Below are 24,104 nucleotides of genomic sequence, written 5' to 3'. Positions count from 1 at the left end.
CAACTGCAATCAAGGTGCTGGAGGGTGCAATGTTTAGGATGAGTACTTGTGGGGCTTGGTTTATTGGAATTGCGACAGCTTTTTGGTGCAATTGCGCTTCTGCTCAAATTACCCCAGACGCCACTTTACCAAATAATTCCATTGTCAACATAAATGGCAATACCTTCAATATCACAGGTGGAACACAAGCAGGCACTAATCTGTTCCACAGCTTCCAACAGTTTTCTGTTCCCACTGGTGGCGGAGCTTTGTTTAACAATAGTGTAGATATTCAAAACATTATCAGTCGAGTGACAGGTGGGTCGATATCTAATATTGATGGGTTGATTCGCACCTTAGGGACAGCTAACCTGTTTTTGATAAATCCCAATGGAATTGTATTTGGACCGAATGCCAGTTTGAATATTGGGGGTTCGTTTATTGCAAGTACTGCTAACAGTGTAAATTTTGCTGATGGTACTAAATTCAGTGCGACTCCATCACAAGACTTACCCCTATTGACAATAACCGCACCTTTGGGGCTAAACATGGGCAGCAATCCAGGACCAATTCAGGTACAAGGACCTGGACACGATATTAATTATGAGAATATTGCCAAGGCAGAGGATGTTTCCATCAGACAAGCCAGTCCCCCAATTGACACTAGCTTTACGGGATTGCAAGTCAAAGAGGGGCAAACCTTAGCACTCGTGGGAGGTAATGTGTCTAGCTCCGGTGGCGTTCTCAAGTCACCATCCGGACGTATTGAAATCGGCAGTGTTGGCAGTAATGGAGTTGTGAGCCTCGCGCCAATACAACAAGGTTGGAAGCTCAGTTATGACGCTCCTAGTTTTGGCGACATTCAGTTTTCACAGAAAACGTTTATGAGTGCTACAGGAGTAGGTGGTGGTTCGATTGCGATGACTGGTAGGAACATCAGTTTCACTCAGCAGTCAATTGTACAAGCTGATACCCTTGGCGATAGAAATGGGGGAGAAATTAGCGTTGTCGGCGAGAAGATACTCCTCAATGAGTCCAACATCAGAGCGAACACCTACAGTTCGCTTAATGGCGGACAAATTAAACTGGTTGCCAACAACATCACGTTTGAGAATCTGGCTAAGGTGATCACTCAAGCATCAAGCACGGGTGACGGCGGACAAATTAACCTGGTTGCCGACAACATCAGGTTTGAAAATTTCGGTAACGTGGAAACTGCGGCATGGGGCACGGGTAAGGGCGGACAAGTTAACCTGGTTGCCAACAACATCACGATTGCGAATGAGAGTGGCGTGAGAACTCAAGCATGGGACACCGGTGGCGCTGGAAACATCAACATCAGCGCAAATTCTTTTTTGCTTGAAAGTTCAGGCGTCGAAAGCAGTACAGAGCGAAATAGCACAGCAAAAGCCGGAGACGTCAACATTCAAGTCGCCGGCTCTATGGTGGTCAATAGTGCAGGTATAATTAGCGATAGTGTCACGGATAACGCTGGAAAAGTCAACATTAGTGCAAATTCTTTACAACTTGATAACTCAGGAGTGTTTAGCCGTACAGCCAATCCAGGTAAAGTTGGAGAAATCAACATTCAAGTCGCCGACTCTTTGAAAGTACAAGACTCAGGTATAATTACTGAAAGCTTCGGGAGCGGTGATAATGGAAACATCAATATTAGTGCAAATTCTTTTTTGTTGGAGTATTCGGGAATCTTAGCTCAAAATGCCGAAAATATAAGTGGCATAGGAAAAGCTGGAGACATCAACATTAATGTCGCAGGCTCTTTTGTCATTTCCTATAGTGGTATAAAAACTAATATTTTTGGCGGGGGTGACGCTGGAAAAATCAACATCTCCGCAAATTCTTTACAAATGGACACTACAGGTATTGATAGTAACAGTTCAGGCACGGGTAACGCTGGACAAATTACTGTCAATGCTCAATTTTTAGAAATCAGTAATAGTGAAATCAGTGTGCAAACCACAGGCAGTGGCAATGCAGGAAACCTTCAGGTACGGGCAAAAACCGTAAATCTTGACAGTGAAGGAAAATTGCGAGTTTCAAGTACAGGTAATGGAAATGCTGGTACTTTGGAGATTGTAGCAGATACCATTAAGCTTGATAATCAGAGTCGGATTGATGCAAGCACTACCTCTGGCAATGGTGGCAATCTCAAATTAGATGTTGCTAACTTCTTGCTGTTACGCAATGGTAGTCAAATCTCTGCCACTGCGGGTAGTGCACAGCAGGGTGGTGATGGCGGCAACATCACTATTAACGCTCGTGATGGTATCATTGTCGCAGTCCCTAATGAAAATAGCGACATCACCGCGAACGCTTTTACTGGCATTGGTGGTCAAATCGAGATTAACACGTCTGGTCTGTTTGGAATCCAGCCTAGCTTTGAGTTAACGCCAAACAATGATATCACTGCTTTTTCTCAAAGTGGAATCAGTGGTGAGATAACAATTAATCGAGCCGATGTTGAGCAGAGGTTGGAATCTGTTGAACTGCCTACAGTAGTAGCCGATACATCAAATATCATAGACACTAGCTGTGCCGCCTTTGCCGAAGGAGAGGGTAATAGCTTTACTATAACTGGACGTGGCGGTTTACCTCCCAGCCCCTACGAACCCCTCAGTTCTGATGTCCTGTGGTCAGATAATCGCATACCAAATATCACATCCCAACAGCGCTCAGAGAAACCATCTACCAAACCACCAATTAAAGATGATGCGGTGAAGATTCTACCAGCTACGGGGTGGGTGTTCGACGGCAAGGGGAATGTTACCCTCATCTCCCATGCTTCCAATGCTAACTTGGGTTCTACTGCTGCTTGTCAAAAGAAATGATTTTGGCAGGGGAAAGAAGGGCGATCGCCCAAGAGCCAAATTACCCATAATCACAGCACCCCACCCCCCTTTTGGCTACACCAAACTTCCCCTCCTCGCTTGCGGGGAGGGGTTAGGGGTGGGGTTTTCCGGGTTTTGTGGGTAATTGAACGGACATGATATTACCAGATTTTTCCTAAAAATCTCATCATAAAAGTGCTGACAAAAACCTCTTTACTCATTAAACTTGCTGTGATCCCGCTTTTTGATAACTTGAGGAGCCAACACACAAAGGTTTAGCTGAGCGCAACACAGCGTCCAGCAACCCCGGAAAAAGTGCATCCAAATCTTCTGTGCGCAACATATTAATGTGCTGTGTTCCTTCTTTGCGAGTCAAGACGACACCTGACTCCCGCAAAATCTTGAAGTGATTGGACATGGTAGACTTGGCAATGGCAAAATCGAAGTCAGCACAGCAATGCTCTCCCTGAGTTGCCAACCGCCGCACAATTTCCAGCCGCACTGGATCACCTAACGCATACAGCACTGCTGCTAAAGAAATATGTTTTCGGTCTGGATGATATAGCAGTCTCATACTTGCATTATCTCATTAAGTAGACTATATTTTAATTATTCGATAATATCGAATTAACGAACTAATAGGAGGACGAATATGTCATCCGTTGCAAATGTCACAGAATCTACGTTCAAGCAAGAAGTCCTTGAAAGTGCAGTTCCAGTGTTGGTAGACTTTTGGGCACCTTGGTGTGGACCTTGTCGTATGGTGGCTCCCGTGGTAGATGAGATTGCTACTGAATACACAGGACAGGTAAAAGTAGTGAAGTTAAACACAGATGAAAATCCTACTGTTGCGAGCCATTATGGGATTCGCAGCATTCCTACGCTCTTAGTGTTTAAGGGGGGTCGGCAAGTCGATACGGTAGTGGGGGCAGTGCCAAAAACTACCTTGAGCAAGACCTTAGCCCAGTATCTGTAGTTATAATTTGTAATTGATAATTGCTACTTTGTCAGAAATCACTCAATTACGAATTAAGATTTGGACGGGTGTAGGAAATAAGGGATAAAATACTGAGCTTATACCTCACACCTCACACCAAGTCTTGACAGGCAAGCATAATGCGTAAATCCTATCATTTGCTGGAGTGAGCGCAATGGACTTGAAATTGCATGGTAAATCCGCGCTGGTGAGTGGTTCAACTGCAGGTATTGGTTTTGCGATCGCTCGAGGATTGGCACAAGAAGGTGCATCAGTTATTATTAATGGACGTTCTGTTGAACGAGTCGAACAGGCTATAGACAAAATTCAGCAAAGCCACCCAGAAGCAAAAGTTTCCGGTGTCGCCGCCGACCTTGCAAAAAAAGAAGGAGCAGAGCAAGTCTTTCAACAAGTTCCTAGCATTGATATTCTCGTCAACAATCTTGGTATTTTCGAGTTCAAGGCATTTTCCGATATTACCGATGAGGATTGGTTCGACTACTTTGAAGCTAACGTTCTCAGTGGAGTGCGCTTGAGTCGTCAATACCTGCCAAAGATGTTAGAGCAAGACTGGGGACGTATCATTTTTATTTCCAGTGAGTCCGGCATTCAAATTCCTGCCAATATGATTCACTACGGCATGACCAAAACGGCTCAGCTTGCCGTTGCCAGGGGTTTAGCAGAATTGACCGTTGGGACTCAAGTCACAGTAAACTCTGTTCTTCCAGGACCGACTCGGTCAGAGAACGTGGAAGGCTTTGTAGCAAAAATGGCAAAAGAGCGTGGTATCAGTCCTAGTGAAGCCGAAGCAGACTTTTTGAAGAATATTCGTCCAACTTCTCTGATCAAACGCTTTGCAACAACTGACGAAGTCGCGGCGATGGTTGTTTATCTATCCAGTCCCATAGCTTCAGCCACTAATGGTGCAGCTTTGCGGGTAGATGGCGGTGTTGTGCGGTCAGTTGTTTAACAGTTATCAGTTACCAGTTATCAGTTATCAGTTTCATCAGCCTGCTCACTGAGAACTAATGACTGATTGAACTGACATCTTGCACGAATATCAATAAGAGGCGGAGCCTCTATATTCTCGTTCCCAGGCTGAGCCTGGGAACGAGGGCTGGGAGGCTAGAGCCTCCTCCTTGTTGAGAATTGTGCAAGTTATCAGATTGAACTGACTTTGGTTGTCAACCAGGAATTTTAATTTTTGGCAAAACAAAATACACAATTTAGAGATTTAACCCATGAACAATAACATTAACTTACTTTCTCCCTACAAGTTAGGTCATTTAGAACTGCCCAACCGCATAGTGATGGCTCCCTTAACCCGACAACGGGCAGGTGAAGGTAATGTGCCGCACCAACTCAATGCCACCTACTACGTCCAACGTGCCTCTGCAGGGGTGATTATTGCTGAAGCAACTCAGGTTTCTCCACAAGGTCAAGGGTATCCTTACACACCAGGAATTCACTCACAAGAACAAGTAGAGGGTTGGAAGTTAGTCACAGATGCAGTGCATCAGCATGGAGGGAGAATTTTCTTGCAACTCTGGCATGTAGGACGCATTTCACACCCAGATTTCCAACCGAATGGCGAGTTACCGCTAGCACCTTCTGCGATCGCACCCAAGGGTCAGCTACTCACCTATCAAGGCATGAAACCATATGTGACTCCTCGCGCTTTGGAAACGTCAGAGATTCCCGAAATTATCGAACAATATCGCCAAGGGGCAGAAAATGCTCTGGCTGCAGGCTTTGATGGGGTGGAGGTTCACGGAGCTAATGGTTATTTACTTGACCAATTTCTCCGGGATGGTACGAATCAGCGCACAGATAACTATGGCGGTTCCGTGGAAAATCGTGCCCGACTACTTTTGGAGGTCACCGAGGCGGTTGTTGGTGTCTGGGGTGCAAAACGCGTAGGGGTACGCTTATCTCCCAGTGGAACATTTAACGATATCCAAGACTCGAATCCGCTAGTAACTTTTGGTTACGCAGCTCAAGCGTTGAACCAGTTTGATTTAGCATATCTGCACATCTTTGAGGCGATAGAAGCAGACATTAGGCATGGTGGGACAGTAGTGCCAACCAGTCACATACGGGAGCGTTACAAAGGTACATTGATAGTCAATGGTGGATATACCCGTGAAAAAGGCGATGCAGTCTTGGCAAAAGGAGAAGCAGACTTAGTTGCCTTTGGCACACTATTTATATCAAATCCGGATCTACCCCGACGCTTTGCTCTGAATGCACCGCTGACGGAGGCAGATACGACAACCTTTTATGGCGGTGGGGAAAAGGGGTATACCGATTATCCTACGGTGGAAGAGCAACACCCTTCTTTAGTAGGGGTGTAGGGGAAGAATGTGTTTTTTAAAGTATACTACAAAAAAATTCTTCCCCCTTACACCCTCACACCCTCACACCTTTACACCCTTACACCCTTATAATCTTCTTAAAAATTAACGGACAGATCCAATGGTTCAAGAACTTAGCCTTCAAACCAAACCTCTGGATGTACCTAGCGCGATTATTCAGCGTCGTTCTATCAAAAGTTTCAAACCAGACCCCATATCCCCAGAACTACTCAAGCAACTTGTTGAGCTAACTGTAGCAGCGCCCAGTAGCTATAACATTCAAGATTGGCGGATCATTCTTGTACAAGATGAAGAGCAAAAGGCAGCTCTTTCTGCAGCCGCTTGGAATCAAAAGCAAATTGTCGAAGCGCCTGTGACCTTTGTCTTTGCTGCTGACGCTACTGCTGGCGAACAAGACTTGACCCCTATTTATGAGCAAGGACTTGCAACTGGGGCATGGACTGAGGGCACGGTAAACTACTTTAAAACCGCTATCCCGCAGCATCAAGCAGGACTTGGAGACAAGCGGCGGGAATATGCAATTAAAGATGCTGTCATTGCTGCGACTCATTTGGTGCTAGCAGCAGAAAGCCTAGGCTTGTCCACCTGCTTTATGAATGGTTGGATTGAAGAGAAAGTCAAGGAGGTGATTGGTGCTGCAGACAATCCAGATATTGCGATCGCTCTTCTTGTACCTGTTGGATATGCAGCAGAATCGCGTCGCGATCCCGGACGTTTGCCATTTGCGTACAACGTCTTTGTAGATAAAGTAGGAAACCCTTATAAAGGTTGAACTAAATAATCTACCAAGATAAAAGAGATTCATGATAAGCATTGGCAGATAGGCAGTAGCGAAGTACAGTCTATTTGCCAATGCTCATCTGCAATTGACTTAGCTCCAAAGTCAATCGCACCAAAATCATCATCTACCAGAGAAAAAACCATGTCCATAGCCTCATATCTAGCTCTTAGTACAGCTTTGCCTAAGTTTGTAACGAATAGACAAAAAACAAACTTTGCGTTCCTTTGCGCTATACTCTGCGTCCCTCTGCGTTTAAACTTAAACTCTCAATTCACCACGAATTTATGAAACCGTGTACTTAGTTAGTGCTGAAATGATGAGGTGCAATTATGCATCGCGTTCCCGCAGAACAATTCACTTTGATAGCTGGCGAAGACTATCTTACCCTCTACCAATTTCATACAAAAACAGCAAAGCACTATTTCTGTAAGGTTTGCGGCATCTATCCCTTCCACAGACCCCGCGTTGCTCCCGATTTTTATGGAATTAATGTCGCCTGCTTGGAAGGCGTTGATACTTTTAAGCTAGAGCCTGGAGTAGTTGATGGTCGGTCATACGAGTAGCAGGGGTGCAGAATGCGTTCGTGCATCTCTAACACAGCATTCACCTAAACAAAACTATCACATAATTTAGGAGAAACAACCATGATTTCACTTTACTATTGGACAACACCAAACGGACATAAAATCACTATTTTCTTAGAAGAAGTCGGGCTACCCTACACGATTGTTCCTATCAACATTGGCGTTGGGGATCAGTTTAAACCGGAATTTCTCAAGATTTCTCCTAACAATCGTATCCCCGCGATTGTTGACCATGAACCTGCAGGAGGTGGCGAGCCAATTTCAGTGTTTGAATCGGGTGCAATTTTGTTGTATTTGGCAGAAAAAACTGGCAAGTTGATTCCAAGTGATTTGCACCAACGCGTTGAAGTCCTCCAATGGTTATTCTGGCAAATGGGGGGTTTGGGACCAATGGCGGGACAAAACCACCACTTCAGCAACTACGCTCCCGAAAAGATTGAGTATGCTATTAATCGCTACGTGAATGAGACGGGACGTTTATACGCTGTGCTGGATAAGCGACTCTCCGATAGAGAGTTTGTTGCTGGCAATTATTCCATCGCCGATATTGCTGCATATCCCTGGATTGTGCCATATGAGAGCCAAAGCCAAAAGTTAGAGGATTTTCCCAATTTGAAGCGCTGGTTCGAGACAATTAAGGCACGTCCGGCAACAATTCGTGCTTACGAAAAGGCAGAAGCGTTTAAAAATCAGGCACTTGATCCAGAAAAGTCTAGAGAATTGTTATTCAATCAGTCGGCGAAAACGATTCACAATTGATGCATATATTGCATGCAGTGTCAATAGAATAACTCATCGTTCCCCACACCCTTCTCAAAGCCTCCTGGATTTAGAGGATGAAACAAACCACAGATGGACACAGATGGACACAGATAAAAGTGCATCTGTGTTTATTTGTGGTATTGTCGATTCACTGCACCTTCTTAGGCGATTGCAAGGGAAAGCAGTGGGCTAAAGCCCAATCGCCCCTTGGGCACTGCGCTCTGCGCAATCGCGTGATTCATATTTTGGTTCAGCAACGCCAAAATATGAGTGACTATGCCTAAAATTCAGGTTAACGGAATTGAGCTATTCTACGATATTCAGGGAACGGGTGGACTTTTGAAGAATGATTGCTGGCTTTATGTGCGACCATATCTACTGGTCGCTACTGATGCGCTCAGTTGTAAAGCAATATCAGGTCATTCGGTTGGATAACCCAGGAATTAGGCAAAGTTCTGCTTTCAACTGGTCGCGCTTCGGAGTCCCGCACCATACGTACTCGTTGGTGAGGGAGGAAGGCGTGCTCCTCTCCTTGGGTACTGGGGACTGGCTCAAGAGTGGAAATGCTCCCGACTTGGCTTCGGTCAATATTTCCCCGGACATAATTTTGAGGCTCCCTTACCATTACCCCAATCCAACAGTGCCCAATCCCCAGTCCCCTTTAGTAGCTCTTATACCATTAATTTGATGGATGTAAATTTATGAAATTCTTTATTGTTCACGCCCACCCAGAACCTAACAGTTTCAATGGTACATTGACTCGCTATGCCAAGGAAGTCCTGAAAGCCACAGGACATGAAGTCATTATTTCCGACCTTTATGCTATGCAGTTCAACCCAGTCTCGGATCAGCGCAACTTCACTTCTCAAAAAGACCCAAACTACTTTAAGCAACAAGCCGAAGAAATGTATGCAACCGAAGTTGATGGTTTCGCCCCGGACATCACAGCGGAGATGGAAAAACTCGACTGGTGCGATGTACTGATTTTTCAGTTTCCTCTTTGGTGGTTTGGACTTCCTGGTATCCTCAAGGGTTGGGTTGACCGAGTCTTTGCAATGGGGCGAATTTATGGCGGCGGTAGGTTTTATGACAATGGAGTATTCCAAGGCAAAAAAGCCATGCTGTCTCTCACCACAGGTGGTCCATTAACTATGTACACTGAAATAGGTATCAACGGTGATATTCATACCATCCTTTATCCCATTAATCACGGAATTTTTCGCTTTGTGGGTTTCGATGTTTTGCCACCTTTCATCGTTTGGAATGCGAGTCGGATTGGGGATGAACGTCGCCAAGCCTATTTGGAGGAGTACAAGCAGCGGTTGTTAATGGTAAATGCAACGCCTCCTATTGTCTATCCAGCGCTTGCAGACTTTGATGAAGATTTCCAACTCAAGCAGTGATGATAATTGGTTAAATAGTAAAGCCAACCTAGATTTAGTAGATTTTAGGACTTACGCACTGTACAAAGAGAGGATTATGTGCATTAACTAAACTGGAAACTTAACGGGTTTTTGTTCAAAAAATTTACAAAACCCTCTCCACTTCCTCACTTTTTATACATATTCTCAAGATAAAGGTTCTAAGTGAGACGAAGTCATGCATCTAAACAATACTTAAAACTCAAGATTGGGCTCAATTCACATAATCAATTTTTTGACAATGCGTAAGTTCTAGATTTATGTTAACTGCTACATCTAGGTATTTAACAATTTCAAACAGTACTGAGCCCAACTTGATATCAGTTTTTCTTGCTAGTAAGAAAAGTGCAAACTGTTACAAGTATTTGGGGCGGATGATTTTGTAGTCATTTAATGGGTAGATTGCAAAGCAGCCCAGCGTCGCAGGGGTACTACGCTAGAAGCGAAATAATAGCTTGACTTTCTCAAGGAATAAATTTTAGTTCAGGTATAGCTTTTTATAGCAATTTCAACTTTTATAAAAATTTCTTATAATATAGCAAAAGGCAGAGGGCAGAAGGCAGAAGGCAGAAGGGAAAAGATTGAGTGGTCGAGGTTTCAGAATTTGTCTTTGTCCTAATCACCTTGGCGATTGCTATATATGAGATAAATATTATTTTCGTATTTAAAATTTTCCATAAACTTATAGCATAACATATGAAAAAAAGATTCTCAACCTATTTCACGCTAAATTTTCCTAAAAATATTAGGAAATTAAGAATTGTCAAATGAAGCTTAAAAAAAAATGTTATATTTTTGTCATAAAAACCAAGAAGCCTAACTAGTCACTGAAAAATATCGACTAAATTTAATGTTATGACCAAAAAAGGATGAAGAGTAAAGTATAAAGAATGAAAAAATATTTACTTTATCTTCCATACTTAATTCTACGCTAAGAGAAACAGTTCTTACGCTAGGAGAGTTGTATGTTTAGATTCCCTCCATCCTTGCCAAGTATCCGTCGCCTCTAGATTTGACCTTTATTTGATCAAACTGCTATGAGTAGGTTAGTTGTTTTAAACTTAGGTCAGGGAAACCTACACGATGGCTTTGCCAGTGTTACGGCACAGCTTGGAGAAGCAGACAACCCTTACCTGACCAAATTTACTGCGAGTTTGCCACCTGCACCAAAAATTCCTGAACTCTACCAAAATTGGCAGTCGGTTTACTATGCTTTCTATCAACGTTTGAGTTGGCGTCTTGATATCGAGATAGACGATAATTTTGAAATTGAAGAAGGTTCTGTAACTAATATTTCAGAAGCTGACATTAATAACTTATGTCAGATGTTGTCAAAAAGAATGAATGCATGGCTCAACTCAACAAAGTTTCGCAAAATTGACCAGCAATTACGTACACAATTAAAACCATCTGAAGAGATTCGTTTCATTATTGAAACCAACGATAATTTGCTGCGACGACTTCCCTGGCATCTGTGGAAGTTCTTTGAGGATTATCCATATGCGGAAGTTGCCTTGAGTGGTGCTGAGTATCAAACCCCAAATAAATTGCTTGTAAATAATCGCAAAGATAAAGTTAGAATTTTAGCAATTTTTGGGAATAGTAAAGGAATTGATATCAGTCAGGATAGAAGTTTTTTAGAAAAATTATCAACTCGAGCAGAAATTCAATTTTTAGTAGAGCCGAATCTGAGTTATTTAAACGAGCAGCTTTGGCAACAAGGTTGGGATATTCTCTTTTTTGCAGGTCATAGTTGCAGTAAAGAAAAAGGTTTGTTGCAAATTAATCAAACAGACACGATAACCTTGGAGCAATTAAAATATGCTCTCAAGCAAGCTATTAGTCGTGGTTTGAAGCTAGCAATTTTCAACTCTTGTGATGGTTTAGGTTTGGCGCAACAGCTTCAGGATTTGCACATTCCACAAGTCATTGTCATGCGTGAGCCTGTACCAGACGTGGTTGCTCAAGAATTTTTAAAGTATTTTTTGGCTGAATTTTCGTCTGGAAAGTCTTTATACGCTGCGGTGCGTTCTGCACGCGAAAGACTGCAAGGATTAGAGGGGGAATATCCCTGTGCCACGTGGCTACCAGCTATTTTCCAAAATCCTGCTGAACCCCCTATGATTTGGTCACACAATGCACGGAATAAATGGAAACAGAAAACAGATTCCTCAATGCTGGCTTCGATGATGAATGCTACAGGGGTGAAAACAAATATTAGATTCCAACTAGCAACTCCCATTCTCTCCAAAACAACGACACTCGATTCACTCATAGAGACACTAAATGGCAAGCTACTAGAATTCCAGAATCGCCCCCTCAATCACACAGAAATTCTGGTTTTACAGGGCATTTGGCAAAGTCAAACTTACAACCAAATTGCTCAGCAGGGGGGCTACAGTGCTGCCTACTTTACTAACGTAGTCGCCCCAGAGTTGCGCCAAAAATTGTCTGAGCTCATCGGCAAGCGTGTGACTAAAAAGAATTGCCGGGTGTTGCTCGAGTCGTATGTCACTGAACAAACTTTTTCAAAAACAACACCACCAGAACAAAATCCTCCTACGGACTTTTTTCCCAATATCAAGCAGAAAATGTCGCCTCGCTTCCCCAGTGGTTTAGTTCCGCTTGACTCTCCTTATTACATTGAACACTCTTCAATTGAAGCACAGGTTTATGAAGAAATCATAAACCCAGGAGCTTTGATTCGCATTAAAGCTCCTCAGGAAATGGGTAAAACCTCGCTGCTGTTGAGGATTTTGGAATATGCTAAGCATATGGGCTACCAGACAGTGAGCCTGAACCTGCAGGAGCAAGTTGACCAAAGCATTGTGAGCGATTTGAATCGTTTTTTGCGCTGGTTGTGTGCCAACGTCTCGCGCCAGCTTGAGCTTGAGCCAAGATTAGACGAGTATTGGGATGATGATATTGGCAGCAAAGTGAGCTGCTCCCTCTACTTGCGAAATTATGTGCTAGAGCAAATTGACTCTCCTCTGGTTTTGGCTTTAGACGAAGTGAACCAGATTTTTGAGCATCCGCAAGTGGCGAAAGAATTTTTACCTCTGTTGCGTTCCTGGTATGAAGACGCCAAAAGACAGCCCATCTGGCAAAAGCTGCGCCTGATTGTGGTTCACTCAACTGAAGTTTATGTTCCCCTTCAGCTTCATCAGTCCCCGTTCAATGTCGGACTACCGATTCAGTTAACCTGTTTTAGTTTAGAGCAGGTGCAGCAGTTAGCCCAGCGCTTTGGACTGACTTGGACAGACGATGAGGAAGCAAGATTATTGATGGACGTCGTTGGAGGACATCCTGCATTAGTACACCTGGCACTCTATCACCTCAGCCGTGCAGAAGTCACTCTAACACAACTGCTGCAAAGTGCTTCCACACCCACAGGTATTTATTACCATCATATGCAGCGTCATTGGGCAACTTTGCAGGCGCAGCCAGAATTAGCATCTGCTCTTTATACGGTGATGAGTGCGTCTGAACCCGTACAATTAGAACCCATCGTTGCTTACAAGTTAAGCAGTATGGGGTTGATTAAATTAGATAACAATAAGTCTTTACCGAGTTGTCAGCTGTATCGGCAGTATTTTCAACCGATGTTCCTGACTGCAGCAAGCTAAGTATTACCTGAAACCTTCGATACGAGTCATTTATAATATTTTTGAAATTTTGAGATATTGTACGGCATAGCCCAATACGATTGCTGATTAGACAATTTGCAAAAACGATAACCAATACAATCTTACGTTGCATGCAACGTCTCTACATTTGTTAATATATATTACATTTGTGTTACGCTTCTTATTCACAAAAAATCCTTAACAGCAACAGTATTGCCGCATAGCCCTACTGAGAGAAAACCGCTGTAAACCATAAGAAAGTCAGATCAGCAAGATTAAGGTCAAACTGCATAAGTCAGATCAACTCACACCTATTACAGCTTACGTAGTGACAGTCAGGCTAATCTGGCTCTGGAAAACAGATGGCAGGAAAAGTCAGACTCACTTCAGCCCCGATCCAATACTGTACATCAGGTCAAATAAGTCAACGCTAAGCTGATATGACAAACGTAACTCCAAATTCGCTTGACATAGCGCCTCAGTCAAACACTCAGCAGCCTTTATCACCCTTCCCAAAGTCTATTGGGACTGTTAGCCAAGAAGAGCTACCAGACACCGAAATGATTATTGATGGAACATTACCGGATGACTTGTCTGGTCATGTTTTTATCCTAGCTCCAGTAGGACATGTAGACTCTAAACGCAATGGTAGTGTTGTCTACCCATCCAAGGACGGCACACCACTTCCCAATGGCAATGGAATGATTTATCGGCTTGACTTTAACAAAGCTGGAACAGTGGGGTTAAAGTCCAAGATTGCTAAAACGCCATGCTACTATGCCGATGAAGCAACAAAACCAGGAACCGAAGCTGATGAGTATAAATTCCGTAATTTTGGCTTGGCACGTCTCTCACCTTGGCTAGGCTTACGCAGTGTAGCAAATACAGCACTGGTGCCGATGAAATTTGGGGACGAAAATGAACGTATGCTCGTGACTTGTGACGTAGGTCGTCCCTACGAAATCGATACACATTCTCTTGAGGTTGTAACGCCTGTTGGATCGAACAAAGAGTGGAGTGAACAGCTGCCACTCAATCTTCCTTTTGAAATGGTGATGAATACGGCGCATCCTTACTTCGATGCCCACACGAATGAGCTGCTCACTGTTAATTACGGTAAGTCATTACGTACTCTTTTATCAACCATCTTCAAATCTGATGTGGAAAATTTGGCACAAGCCTTCAAAACAATCATTGAAAGGTTTGCAAAATTACCAAAAGATAAGCAGAATATAAAGAACTTAGAAATAGAAAAAGAACTTCCTGAAGAGATTTTAAACAAAGAAATTGAAGAAAGCCCGGAGCGTCTCCAGAGTTTTTGGCAAAGATTGCGAGAACTGCTCAAAAAAGAGAAACAAGAGATAGAAGAACAAGAAGAGATAGAAGAACAAGAAGAAAAAGAAGAAAATGTTCGTGAACTGTTCAATGAATTAAAACAGTTGATGGGACTTGTCAGGCAAATGCTGGCAGGATTGGATGAAATTGACGATTTTGTCTATCTGATTCGCTGGGATGGTAAAAGTGAACTGGAGAGATGGCAAGTGACGCTTCCTGATGGTTCACCAATTAAGATTAGGCAAACTATACATCAAATTGGGGTAACTCAGGATTATGTGGTATTGGTAGACACAGGTTTCAAAGTTGGTCCAGAGCAGCTGATTACCAAACCAGTTATCAAGAATAAGAAGCTACAAAGCCTCCTCAGAGATGTACTAAATGAGCCTGTATCATCCGAAACCAACTTATATATCGTGCGCCGCGCTGACCTGAAAGCCGGACAGCGCCGAGCATCTAGCCAAAAGGAAGTTAACGTTGTCGCGCAGCCGATCAAGATACCTGAAGCATTCATTCACTTTCAAGTTGACTATGAGAATCCTCAAAATCAAATCATTCTTCACGTTGCTCATAGTTCTGCCTGGGATGCATCTGAATGGCTAAGGGGTTATGACAAAACCTCACTTTCACCTTCAAACCCAAACCGTCCGGTGGGAATGATCTCTGGTCCAGTGGATATTCACTCGCTCGCAAGATATGTGATTGACGTGGAGAAGGGAAGGTTAGATGAGGAAAAAACTAGGGTAATTAGCGATCGCCAAGAACTACAGCAGTTGACTTGGGCTGTCGCAATCAATACCTACAACGAACACGCAGCCCCGAAAAAGCTTGACAATATTTACTGGAACTCTTGGGGATGCTCAGCGGATTTGCTATCCGATTTCGTTGTTGACCTGTATAAAAATGATAAAAATTATCCTCGTCGGAATTTATCAGTGGAGGAAGTCCGAGAAATCACAAAAGAGGGTAGACCTGCAAACATATGTCGGTTGGTGACAGACTCTAAAGAATCAATGGCGATCGCCGACAGTTACAAGTTTCAGCCAGGTTACTTTGGCAACTCAATTCAGTTCATACCACGGACTGGTAGCGACGGTAGCTCAACCGATGGTTATATTGCATCTACAGTTATCTCTGACAACCCTGAAAAAAGCGAAATCTGGATTTTTGACGCCAACGATCTGACTCGCGGTCCGGTTTGCAAGCTGAGTCATCCCCAACTCAACTTTGGATTTACTACCCACACCACTTGGTTACCCAAAATTGCACCCCGCACAGCAAGCTACTACATTCCTGTGCGTGAGGATTTTGAAGATCGGGTCAAACAACAGCATCCTGAAATCCAGAAACTGTTTGAAGAATCGGTCTACCCCAAATTTCCTCGAACAGCTTGGACATCTGTTCCTGATTCCGTCATCGACGCCACGCGGGAAGAACTCGACATTAAGCTGAATATTCTTGAGTCAAAATTGCCAGGTGGAAATTTACCAGATGGACTACACGGTCACGTTTTCATCATGGGTCCAGTGGGTTCTGTTGATTATTCTAAAGGTCTTCCCCGCCCGAATGGCGATCCAATCTTCAATAGTGATGGCATGATTTACCGACTCGACTTTAACCAAAAGGGAGAAGTTGGTTTAAAGACACGAATTACCAAACCGCCATGTTACTACGCTGACGAAGCAACTCAAGCTGAGACTAAATATGCTAAGCATAGATTCCACAATTTTGGCATCGCACGATTCTCGCGTTCCTTGGGTTCTCGCAACCAGTTAAATACTGCTTTTGTGCCGATTTATGGTGGAGAAGAACGCGATTGCGCAGAGCGCAGCGCCCTCACGGGCGATCGCTTGTTAGTTACTTGTGATGCAGGTCGTCCCTATGAGATTGATACAGAAACCCTTGAAGTTGTCACGCCTGTTGGAACAAACAAAGAGTGGCGTCCACAGATCAAGCTGAATTTGCCGTTTCCACCTGTCCTAACCACAGCCCATCCTGCCTTTGATGCTCACACTCGTGAGGTATTTACCGTCAATTATGGTCGGTCATTATCTAATTTTCTCGAAACTATACCTGCCATTGACAAGGCAGATGAATTTTTTGATCAAAAGGCAGATAAATTTCTTGATGAAGTTAATGAATCTCTAACAAATAACGTTTTCAAGACCTTTTCCCAGGTATCTGACAAACTTCGTCAATTCCGTAACAAATTTATTTCATCAGACATCAATCTAATACCTCAGGATTTTGTTTATCTCATTCGTTGGAATGGTGTTGGTGACTTAGAGCGATGGAAGTTAGTGCATGAGGATGGAAGTCCTGTTGAAATTGAGCAATCTCTGCATCAGATTGGAATAACTAGAGATTATGTTGTCCTCGTGGACACTAATTTCAAAGTTGGCATCGCTCAGGCATTCAACAATCTTTTTCCCTGGAATCATAAAGTAGAGGGACTCATAAGAAAGTTAGTGACCCTGCCAGTATTACCTGATACTACAATTTATATTATCCGCCGTAGAGACTTGAAAGACGGACAACGTCCAAAAGTTAGTCCGGAGGAAGTTAAAGTTGTAGCGCACAAGGCAGTCATCCCACAGGGTGTCATCCACTTTGTCTTAGATTACGAGAATCCTGACAACCAAATTACGCTCCACGCAACCCACAACAGTGCAGATGTTGCTGAGTGGCTGCGCCAGAACGACAATTTAGCCTCTAGCCCCGAAACTTCCGTACCGTCCAATTTAGTAGGTATGCTGACTAGTGTGACAGACGTTAGCCGTCTTGGTCGCTATGTCATAGATGGTGAAAGCGGAGAAATTCTTGAGTCAAAGGTGTTATATCATTCCAAGTACACTTGGGGTGTAGGGCTTTATACGTACTGTGACAGGTTATCAACAGGTCAAGCATCAGGGCAGCTAGAAAATATTTACTGGCAGTCTTCGGGGTTTTGGCAAGAGCTAAGTACAAAATTTGTCTTCGACCTGTACAAAGATGACAAAAACCGGGTAGTGTCACCGAAGAAACTACTTCAAGCAGACAATGGACAAAGCAAATCCTCTTGCTTATTCCGTCTAAATGCAATAGACATGAAAATTGCTGACGCCTATGAGTTTCCTGTCACTTCTGTTGACGGTAAATCGGATAGTTACATGGTATTGTCTCCGCAGTTTGTTCCCCGTGCTGATGGTGACGGTAGTTCAACTGATGGTTACATTGTTTGTACCGTTGCCTCAGAAAACCGCGATGAAATCTGGATCTTTGATGCCAAGAATCTTGCTCAAGGACCTCTTTGTAAGCTTGGTCATGACAAACTGAATTTTAGTTATACAATACACACAGCTTGGTTACCTAAAATTGCGCCTCGTACAGCAAGTTATAACTGTGGTGTGCGCGAGGATTATCAAGAGCAAGTGAAAAATTCTCCAAATATTCAGGAACTGTTTGAGACGAAAGTTTACCCGCATTTTGAGCGAAACTCAGCTAGCTGAACCACTAAATCTGCTGAATGGTAATTGTTGACAATATCATTTCAGCAAATATTTGTTTCATATTATTCCCCTAGACCCCTTTTGAAAGAGGGTTGGGGGAATCTAATTTGTTGCAAAGAGACAATACACCTCTTGCAGAATGTGAGTTCCATCTGTGTCCATCTGTGTCCAACTGTGGTTAATTATTCTTTTTTTCGACTTTCGCAAGAAGTCTAATAGACTTATTACAAAAGTATGATAAATAAATATTTAGAAGCGTAGATTAACACAAATGAGGACACAGCCGTGGCGAGAGAAGTTGCAAGGAGGGTTCCCCGCCGTTGAGGCAAGTGTCCGTTAAATTATCTGTGTTATTCTGTGTGCATCTGTGGTTTTATTTTGATAAATTTGATTTTTGCAAGAGATTTAATAATAAAACTTACAGAGTCAGTTTAGCGTCAATACCAAACTATGATTACAATTCCTGGCATTGAAGTCACAGCCCGCATTTATGAAAGTGCCAGTACCCTAGTTTATCGAGGTCTCCAAACTCAGGATAAAAAACCTGTTATTCTCAAGGTTTTGAACAAAGACTATCCCACTTTAGAGGAACTGGCTAGGTACAAGCAGGAATTTGAAATAATTAGCTCGTTAAACATATCTGGAGTGACAAAGGCGTACGGCTTAGTCAAATATGAAAGAACTTTAGTCATTATCTTGGAAGATTTTGGTGGCGAATCTTTAAAAAAATTGATAAAGACAAGAAAGTTAACGCTCTCAGAATTTCTCTTCATCGCCATACAGACTGTTGACAATCTAGCCAAAATCCACTCTGCTAATATTATCCACAAAGATATTAACCCTTCCAATATTGTTTTCAACTCAGAAAGCGGGGAAGTCAAACTTATTGACTTTGGTATTTCTACAGTTTTGTCCCCAGAAAATTCCACAATTAAAAATGCCAATATTTTAGAGGGAACTCCAGCCTATATTTCCCCAGAGTTAACTGGTAGAATCAATCGCCCATTCGATTACCGCACTGATTTTTACTCTCTGGGAATAACCTTTTATGAACTGCTAACCAATCAACTGCCTTTTCAAACGACGGATTTGATGGAATTGGTACATTCTCATATTGCTAAACAACCTGTACCTCTCCATGAAATTAATCCGGAAATTCCTCTGGCTATTTCCAATATTGTTATGAAATTGTTAGCTAAAAATGCTGATGATAGATACCAAACTGCTTGGGCAATTAAAGCAAATTTAGAAGAAAGCTTGCTCCAACTTCGGGTAAACGGCAAGATTTCCAACTTACCCATGGCTTCCCAAGATATTTCTAATAATTTTCAAATTTCCCAAAAACTATATCGTAGAGACCGAGAAATTGAAACTTTACTGACAGCATTTAAGAGAGTGGCGTCTGGTCAGGAGAAACGAGTCAGTCATGGAAATCCCCCTACGCCTCCTAAAAGTGAAATGATGCTGTTATCTGGATATTCGGGCGCTGGTAAGTCAGCGTTAGTTCGAGAAGTTTATAAATTGCTTGCACACCAGCCTGGTTATTTCATTTCTGGCAAATTTGACGAATTGCAACGCAATATTCCCTATTCAGGGTTGATTCAAGTATTTCGGGAATTAATCAAGCAACTGCTAACCGAAAGTGAATTACACCTCAATCAATGGAAAGAAAAATTGTTAGACGCATTTGAACCCAATGGTCAAATGCTTATTGATGTAATTCCTGAAGTAGAATTGATTGTCGGCAAGCAACCGCCAATAGCTGTATTGTCATCGAAAGAATTAGAAAATTGCTTTAATTTAGTATTTCAAAAGTTTGTTCAAGTTTTTACTCAACCAGAACATCCGCTAGTTATGTTTCTGGACGATTTACAGTGGGCAGATAGTGCTTCACTACAATTGATACAACTGCTAATGACGGCAGGGAATAGTCAATATTTGTTTTTCATTGGTGCCTACCGTGATAACGAAGTGAGTCCAAAACACCCATTGATAGTAACTTTAGATAAAATCCAACAATCAGGCACTATTCTAAATTCTCTTCACCTTTCACCTTTGGATTTGCAAAATCTTAATCAGTTAATTGCAGATACCTTAAATTGCTCATTGGAAAAAGGAAAACCACTGGCAGAGCTAATACTTCGCAAAACCAATGGTAATCCTTTCTTTATTAATCAGTTTTTGCAATCCCTTTATCAAGAAAAATTGTTATGTTTTGAGTTTTCTTCTCTTACCTATGAGGGAAAATGGCAATGGAATTTAGAGCAAATTCAGGCGCGGGGTTTTACAGATAACGTTGTTGAACTCATGGTTAGCAAGATTCAAAAGTTGTCCCGTGATACACAAGATGTGTTGAAGCTAGCAGCCTGCATCGGCTATCAGTTTGATATTCAAATAATTGTGATTTTAAACCAAAAATTAAATAAATCACCACAAGAAACAATGATGTTGCTACGTGAAGCAGTGGCAGAAGGTTTCATCTTGCCCCTGAACGATGCCAACAAGTCGAGTGAGCCAGATTTGTCACAACAAGAGCAACTCAAGGCTGAATACAAGTTTGCCCATGACAGGATTCAACAAGTAGCATATTATTTAATTCCACTAGACTGCAAGAGCGGCGTCCACCAAAAAGTCGGTCAACTGCTGCTGCAAAATACTCCACCAGATAAGCGAGAACGGAACATTTTTGACATTGTCAATCAATTGAACTTGAGCATTGAATTAATTAATTCTGAGTCAGAGCGGAATGAATTGGCTTCGCTTAATTTGATGGCTGGTCAGAGAGCGAAAGGGACAGTTGCCTATGAACCAGCATTGAGATACCTGAAAATCGGCATAGAATTGTTGGCGGAAAGTAGCTGGGAGAGGCAGTATGATCTGACGCTGGCTTTATATGTGGAAGCAACAGAGGTAGCATGTCTAGGCGCTAATTTTCAAGAGATGGAGAGACTGGCTGAAGTGGTACTGTGTAAAGCTAAAACGTTGCTGGACACAGTGAAAGTCTATGAGGTTAAAATCCAAGCCTATATGGCACAGAATCAGCCACTGGAAGCTTTAAAGATTGTGCTACCAGTGGTGAAATCTTTGGGAGTGAAATTTCCAGAAAAACCGAATCAATGGAATATTTGGATGAGTTTACTACGTACAAAAATCTCTTTGGCAGGACACCGAATTCAAAACTTAATTGACTTACCGGAAATGACCGATAGCCACAAACTTGCAGCAATAAACTTACTATCCAAAGTCAGGGTTGCCGCATATCTGGCTTTTCCCCAACTCTATTCACTTATTGTGTTTGAAGAAATTAATTTATTAGTTAAATATGGTAATGCTTTTAACTCTGCTTTTGTTTATGCTGCTTACGGTATGATTCTCTGTGGAGTCGTGGGAGATATTGATTCTGGGTATCAATTTGGTCAACTTGCTTTAAAAACTTTAGAGAAATTCAATATTAAAGAAAAAGAAACCAGGGTATTGCATCTCATGAATGGCTTTATAAGACACTGGAAGGAACATGGAAACAAAACATTAAAACCGCTGGCAGAAGCCTATAAAATGGCAAGAGAAAATGGAGATTTGGAGTTTGCCAGTTATTCGACATTTATGCATTCTTTAAATGCATATTGCATTGGTGAAAACTTGATAAAACTTGAACAGCAGATATGCTCATATAGTCATGCTATTAATCAGCTTAAACAACAAACAATTTTGAATTATCTTCAAATATTACATCAAGCAGTTTCGCAATTAATGAATAAATCAAAAGGAGAGTATTCTTGCCAATTAATGGGTGAATTCTACAACGAAGAAAGAATGCTATCGGTTCATCTCGAAGTTAACGATCAACCGGCACTTTTCCATGTGTATTTATACAAACTCGTCCTCTGTTACTTATTTCAGGATTACCCTCAAGCTGTTGAAAATGCAACCACTGCCCAAAAGTATTTAGCAGGTGTTACAGGCTCACTCCTTGTTCCTCTATTTTATCTGTACGATTCTTTGGCGCGGCTGGCAATTTTCGGTGACGTTCCCAACTTAGAACAAAAACCCCTCCTGAAGCAAGTTAGCAATAACCAGAAGAAAATGAGAAAATGGGCAGATAATGCCCCAATGAATTATTTACACAAATACTATTTAGTAGAGGGTGAACGCGCTCGTGTGTTGGGCAAAGATAAGGAAGCTAGGGAATATTATGATCGAGCGATCGCTCTAGCGCACGAAAACGAATATATCAACGAAGAGGCGATCGCTTACGAGCTAGCAGCCAAGTTTTATCTGGACACAAACCAACACCACGTAGCTCGCCACTACCTGCAAGATGCTCACTACACCTATGGGCGCTGGGGGGCTACAGCCAAAGTAAAAGACTTGGAAACGCGATATCCACAGTTTTTGAGTCAAGCCAATAAAGCTTATCTTGAGACTACTTTATCCACTTCGACCACAGGGCAAAATGCATCCCTAGTTTTAGATACTAACAGCGTACTTAAAGCCTCGCAGACTATTTCCGGCGAAATCGTCCCAGACAAGTTGCTGGAAAAGTTGATGAAAATTTTGATTGAAAATGCAGGCGCTCAAAAAGGTTTTATGATTCTAGAGCGGGAAGGTAACTGGGTTATTGAAGCTCAAGGAACTGTAGATTCAGATGACGTTACGATACTCCAATCCATTTCAGCAAACTTCATAGATCCTGAAACTCAAATTCCCCTCCTGTCAGCCGCCATCATCAACTATGTTGCTCGCACTCAGGAAAATGTGGTCTTAAATAATGCTGCCCATGAAGGACAATTTACCCGCGATCCCTACATTATCTCCACTCAACCCAAATCAATTCTCTGTACTCCTCTACTCAATGGCGGCAAACTCAGCGGCATTTTATATTTAGAAAATAATCTCACAACGGGTGCGTTTACGACCGAGCGCATTGAAGTTTTAAAAATCCTTTCTGCCCAAGCGGCTATCTCTATTGAAAATTCTCGTCTCTACGAACAGTTAGAGGATTACAGCCGGACTCTAGAACAGAAGGTGGAGACGAGAACCCAGGAATTACAAGAGAAAAATCAGGAGTTGGCAAATCTCCTGCAAAAGCTCAAAGCCACCCAAGCTCAAATTGTTGCCCAAGAAAAATTGGCTTCTCTGGGCGCTTTAACAGCGGGCATTGCTCATGAAATCAAAAATCCCTTAAACTTTGTTAACAACTTTGCTGAACTTTCTGTAGAGTTAACTCAAGAACTGCTCGAAGAGATTGAAAATCAAAAAGACCGATTAGATCCAGAATCTAGAGAATACATTGAAGAAATTTTAAATGATCTTAAACAAAACGCTAGAAAAATTAATGATCACGGCAAAAGAGCAGATAATATAGTGCGTGGGATGCTGATGCATTCTCGGGGGCAAAGTGGCGATCGCCAACAAACCGACATCAACGCAATGCTTGCAGAAGCTATTAGTTTAACTTATCACGGTATGCGTGCCAAAGATGCTGCTTTTAACATCGTTATAGAAACTGACTATGATGAGGACTTGGGTTTAATCAATGTTGTGCCGCAGAATATCAGTCGTGCTTTCATAAATATTATTAATAACGCTTGCTACGCTGCATATAAAAAGAAAATGCGTTTTCAAGCCGAGGGTAACCCTGAAGAATTCTTACCTAAAGTCATATTGAGTACAAAAGATTTAGCTAAGCACGTAGAAATACATATCCAAGATAACGGCGGAGGTATTCCGCAGAAATTGCGAGATCAGATTTTTAATCCTTTTTTCACCACGAAGCCACCTGGTGAAGGAACTGGTTTGGGTCTTTCTATTACTCATGATATTATTGTTCAGCAGCATCAAGGAAATATCAGAGTAGAAAGCGAAGTAAACTCTTATACAGTATTTATTATCACTTTGCCGAAGACTTTTCTCTAGGAAAAAAGAAAT

At 42.3% G+C, this 24,104-nt stretch carries 15 protein-coding genes; 12 read left to right on the top strand and 3 right to left on the bottom strand.

All coding sequences use genetic code 11. From position 1 onward, the window contains the following. The first annotated feature begins 38 nt into the window (after positions 1-38). Positions 39-2,828, top strand: a complete 2,790-nt coding sequence (locus V5G28_RS22585) for a two-partner secretion domain-containing protein (protein WP_332987681.1) — start codon at positions 39-41, stop codon at positions 2,826-2,828. A gap of 220 nt (positions 2,829-3,048) precedes the next feature. Here V5G28_RS22585 and V5G28_RS22580 read toward each other — a convergent pair whose 3' ends face one another. Continuing rightward, a complete protein-coding gene (locus tag V5G28_RS22580; protein WP_332987679.1) occupies positions 3,049-3,402 on the bottom strand; it encodes an ArsR/SmtB family transcription factor in 354 nt (117 codons plus the stop codon). A gap of 78 nt (positions 3,403-3,480) precedes the next feature. On the opposite strand from V5G28_RS22580, the gene trxA reads away from it, so the two are divergent. From trxA to V5G28_RS22560, 4 genes are all read left to right on the top strand, one after another. Continuing rightward, the gene (gene trxA, locus V5G28_RS22575) at positions 3,481-3,804 is read left to right on the top strand and encodes a thioredoxin (protein WP_332987677.1); all 324 of its coding nucleotides are present in this window, start codon (positions 3,481-3,483) and stop codon (positions 3,802-3,804) included. A 175-nt stretch (positions 3,805-3,979) separates the two neighbouring features. Beyond that, positions 3,980-4,774: an SDR family NAD(P)-dependent oxidoreductase gene (locus V5G28_RS22570; RefSeq protein WP_332987676.1), complete on the top strand. Its 795-nt coding sequence runs from the start codon at positions 3,980-3,982 to the stop codon at positions 4,772-4,774. Positions 4,775-5,045: 271 nt separating this feature from the next. Continuing rightward, positions 5,046-6,158, top strand: coding sequence for an alkene reductase (locus V5G28_RS22565; RefSeq protein WP_332987674.1), 1,113 nt, complete (start codon positions 5,046-5,048; stop codon positions 6,156-6,158). A 121-nt stretch (positions 6,159-6,279) separates the two neighbouring features. After that, on the top strand, positions 6,280-6,951 hold the full coding sequence (locus tag V5G28_RS22560; protein ID WP_332987672.1) for a nitroreductase family protein: 672 nt from the start codon (positions 6,280-6,282) through the stop codon (positions 6,949-6,951). Positions 6,952-6,980: 29 nt separating this feature from the next. Here V5G28_RS22560 and V5G28_RS22555 read toward each other — a convergent pair whose 3' ends face one another. Further along, entirely contained in the window at positions 6,981-7,103 is a 123-nt protein-coding gene (locus tag V5G28_RS22555; RefSeq protein WP_332987671.1) for a hypothetical protein, read from the bottom strand. A gap of 186 nt (positions 7,104-7,289) precedes the next feature. On the opposite strand from V5G28_RS22555, the gene V5G28_RS22550 reads away from it, so the two are divergent. From V5G28_RS22550 to V5G28_RS22540, 3 genes are all read left to right on the top strand, one after another. Further along, on the top strand, positions 7,290-7,523 hold the full coding sequence (locus V5G28_RS22550) for a GFA family protein (protein ID WP_332987669.1): 234 nt from the start codon (positions 7,290-7,292) through the stop codon (positions 7,521-7,523). An 81-nt stretch (positions 7,524-7,604) separates the two neighbouring features. Further along, complete coding sequence (locus V5G28_RS22545) at positions 7,605-8,303, top strand: glutathione binding-like protein (RefSeq protein WP_332987667.1); 699 nt, start codon at positions 7,605-7,607, stop codon at positions 8,301-8,303. Between the two features lie 77 nt (positions 8,304-8,380). Next, positions 8,381-8,590, top strand: a complete 210-nt coding sequence (locus V5G28_RS22540) for a hypothetical protein (protein WP_332987665.1) — start codon at positions 8,381-8,383, stop codon at positions 8,588-8,590. A 113-nt stretch (positions 8,591-8,703) separates the two neighbouring features. On the opposite strand, the gene V5G28_RS22535 is transcribed toward V5G28_RS22540, so the two are convergent. Further along, positions 8,704-8,931: a hypothetical protein gene (locus V5G28_RS22535; RefSeq protein ID WP_332987664.1), complete on the bottom strand. Its 228-nt coding sequence runs from the start codon at positions 8,929-8,931 to the stop codon at positions 8,704-8,706. A gap of 76 nt (positions 8,932-9,007) precedes the next feature. Between V5G28_RS22535 and V5G28_RS22530 the strand changes: the two genes are divergently transcribed. The 4 genes from V5G28_RS22530 to V5G28_RS22515 all read left to right on the top strand — a co-directional run bounded on the left by V5G28_RS22530 (position 9,008) and on the right by V5G28_RS22515 (position 24,092). Then, positions 9,008-9,709 (top strand): NAD(P)H-dependent oxidoreductase, encoded by a 702-nt coding sequence (locus tag V5G28_RS22530; protein ID WP_332987661.1) that lies wholly within the window; start codon positions 9,008-9,010, stop codon positions 9,707-9,709. Positions 9,710-10,764: 1,055 nt separating this feature from the next. Continuing rightward, complete coding sequence (locus V5G28_RS22525; protein WP_332987660.1) at positions 10,765-13,353, top strand: AAA-like domain-containing protein; 2,589 nt, start codon at positions 10,765-10,767, stop codon at positions 13,351-13,353. A gap of 440 nt (positions 13,354-13,793) precedes the next feature. Continuing rightward, positions 13,794-18,176, top strand: coding sequence for a carotenoid oxygenase family protein (locus V5G28_RS22520; RefSeq protein ID WP_332987659.1), 4,383 nt, complete (start codon positions 13,794-13,796; stop codon positions 18,174-18,176). Positions 18,177-18,626: 450 nt separating this feature from the next. Next, positions 18,627-24,092 carry a trifunctional serine/threonine-protein kinase/ATP-binding protein/sensor histidine kinase gene (locus tag V5G28_RS22515; protein ID WP_332987657.1) on the top strand — a complete coding sequence of 1,822 codons (5,466 nt, stop codon included), beginning with the start codon at positions 18,627-18,629 and terminating at the stop codon, positions 24,090-24,092. The last annotated feature ends 12 nt before the right edge of the window (positions 24,093-24,104 follow it).

The sequence above is a fragment of the Scytonema sp. PRP1 genome (genome assembly GCF_036697665.2).
Classification (GTDB): domain Bacteria; phylum Cyanobacteriota; class Cyanobacteriia; order Cyanobacteriales; family Nostocaceae; genus Kalymmatonema; species Kalymmatonema gypsitolerans.
This window is presented reverse-complemented; position numbering and strand designations above follow the sequence as displayed.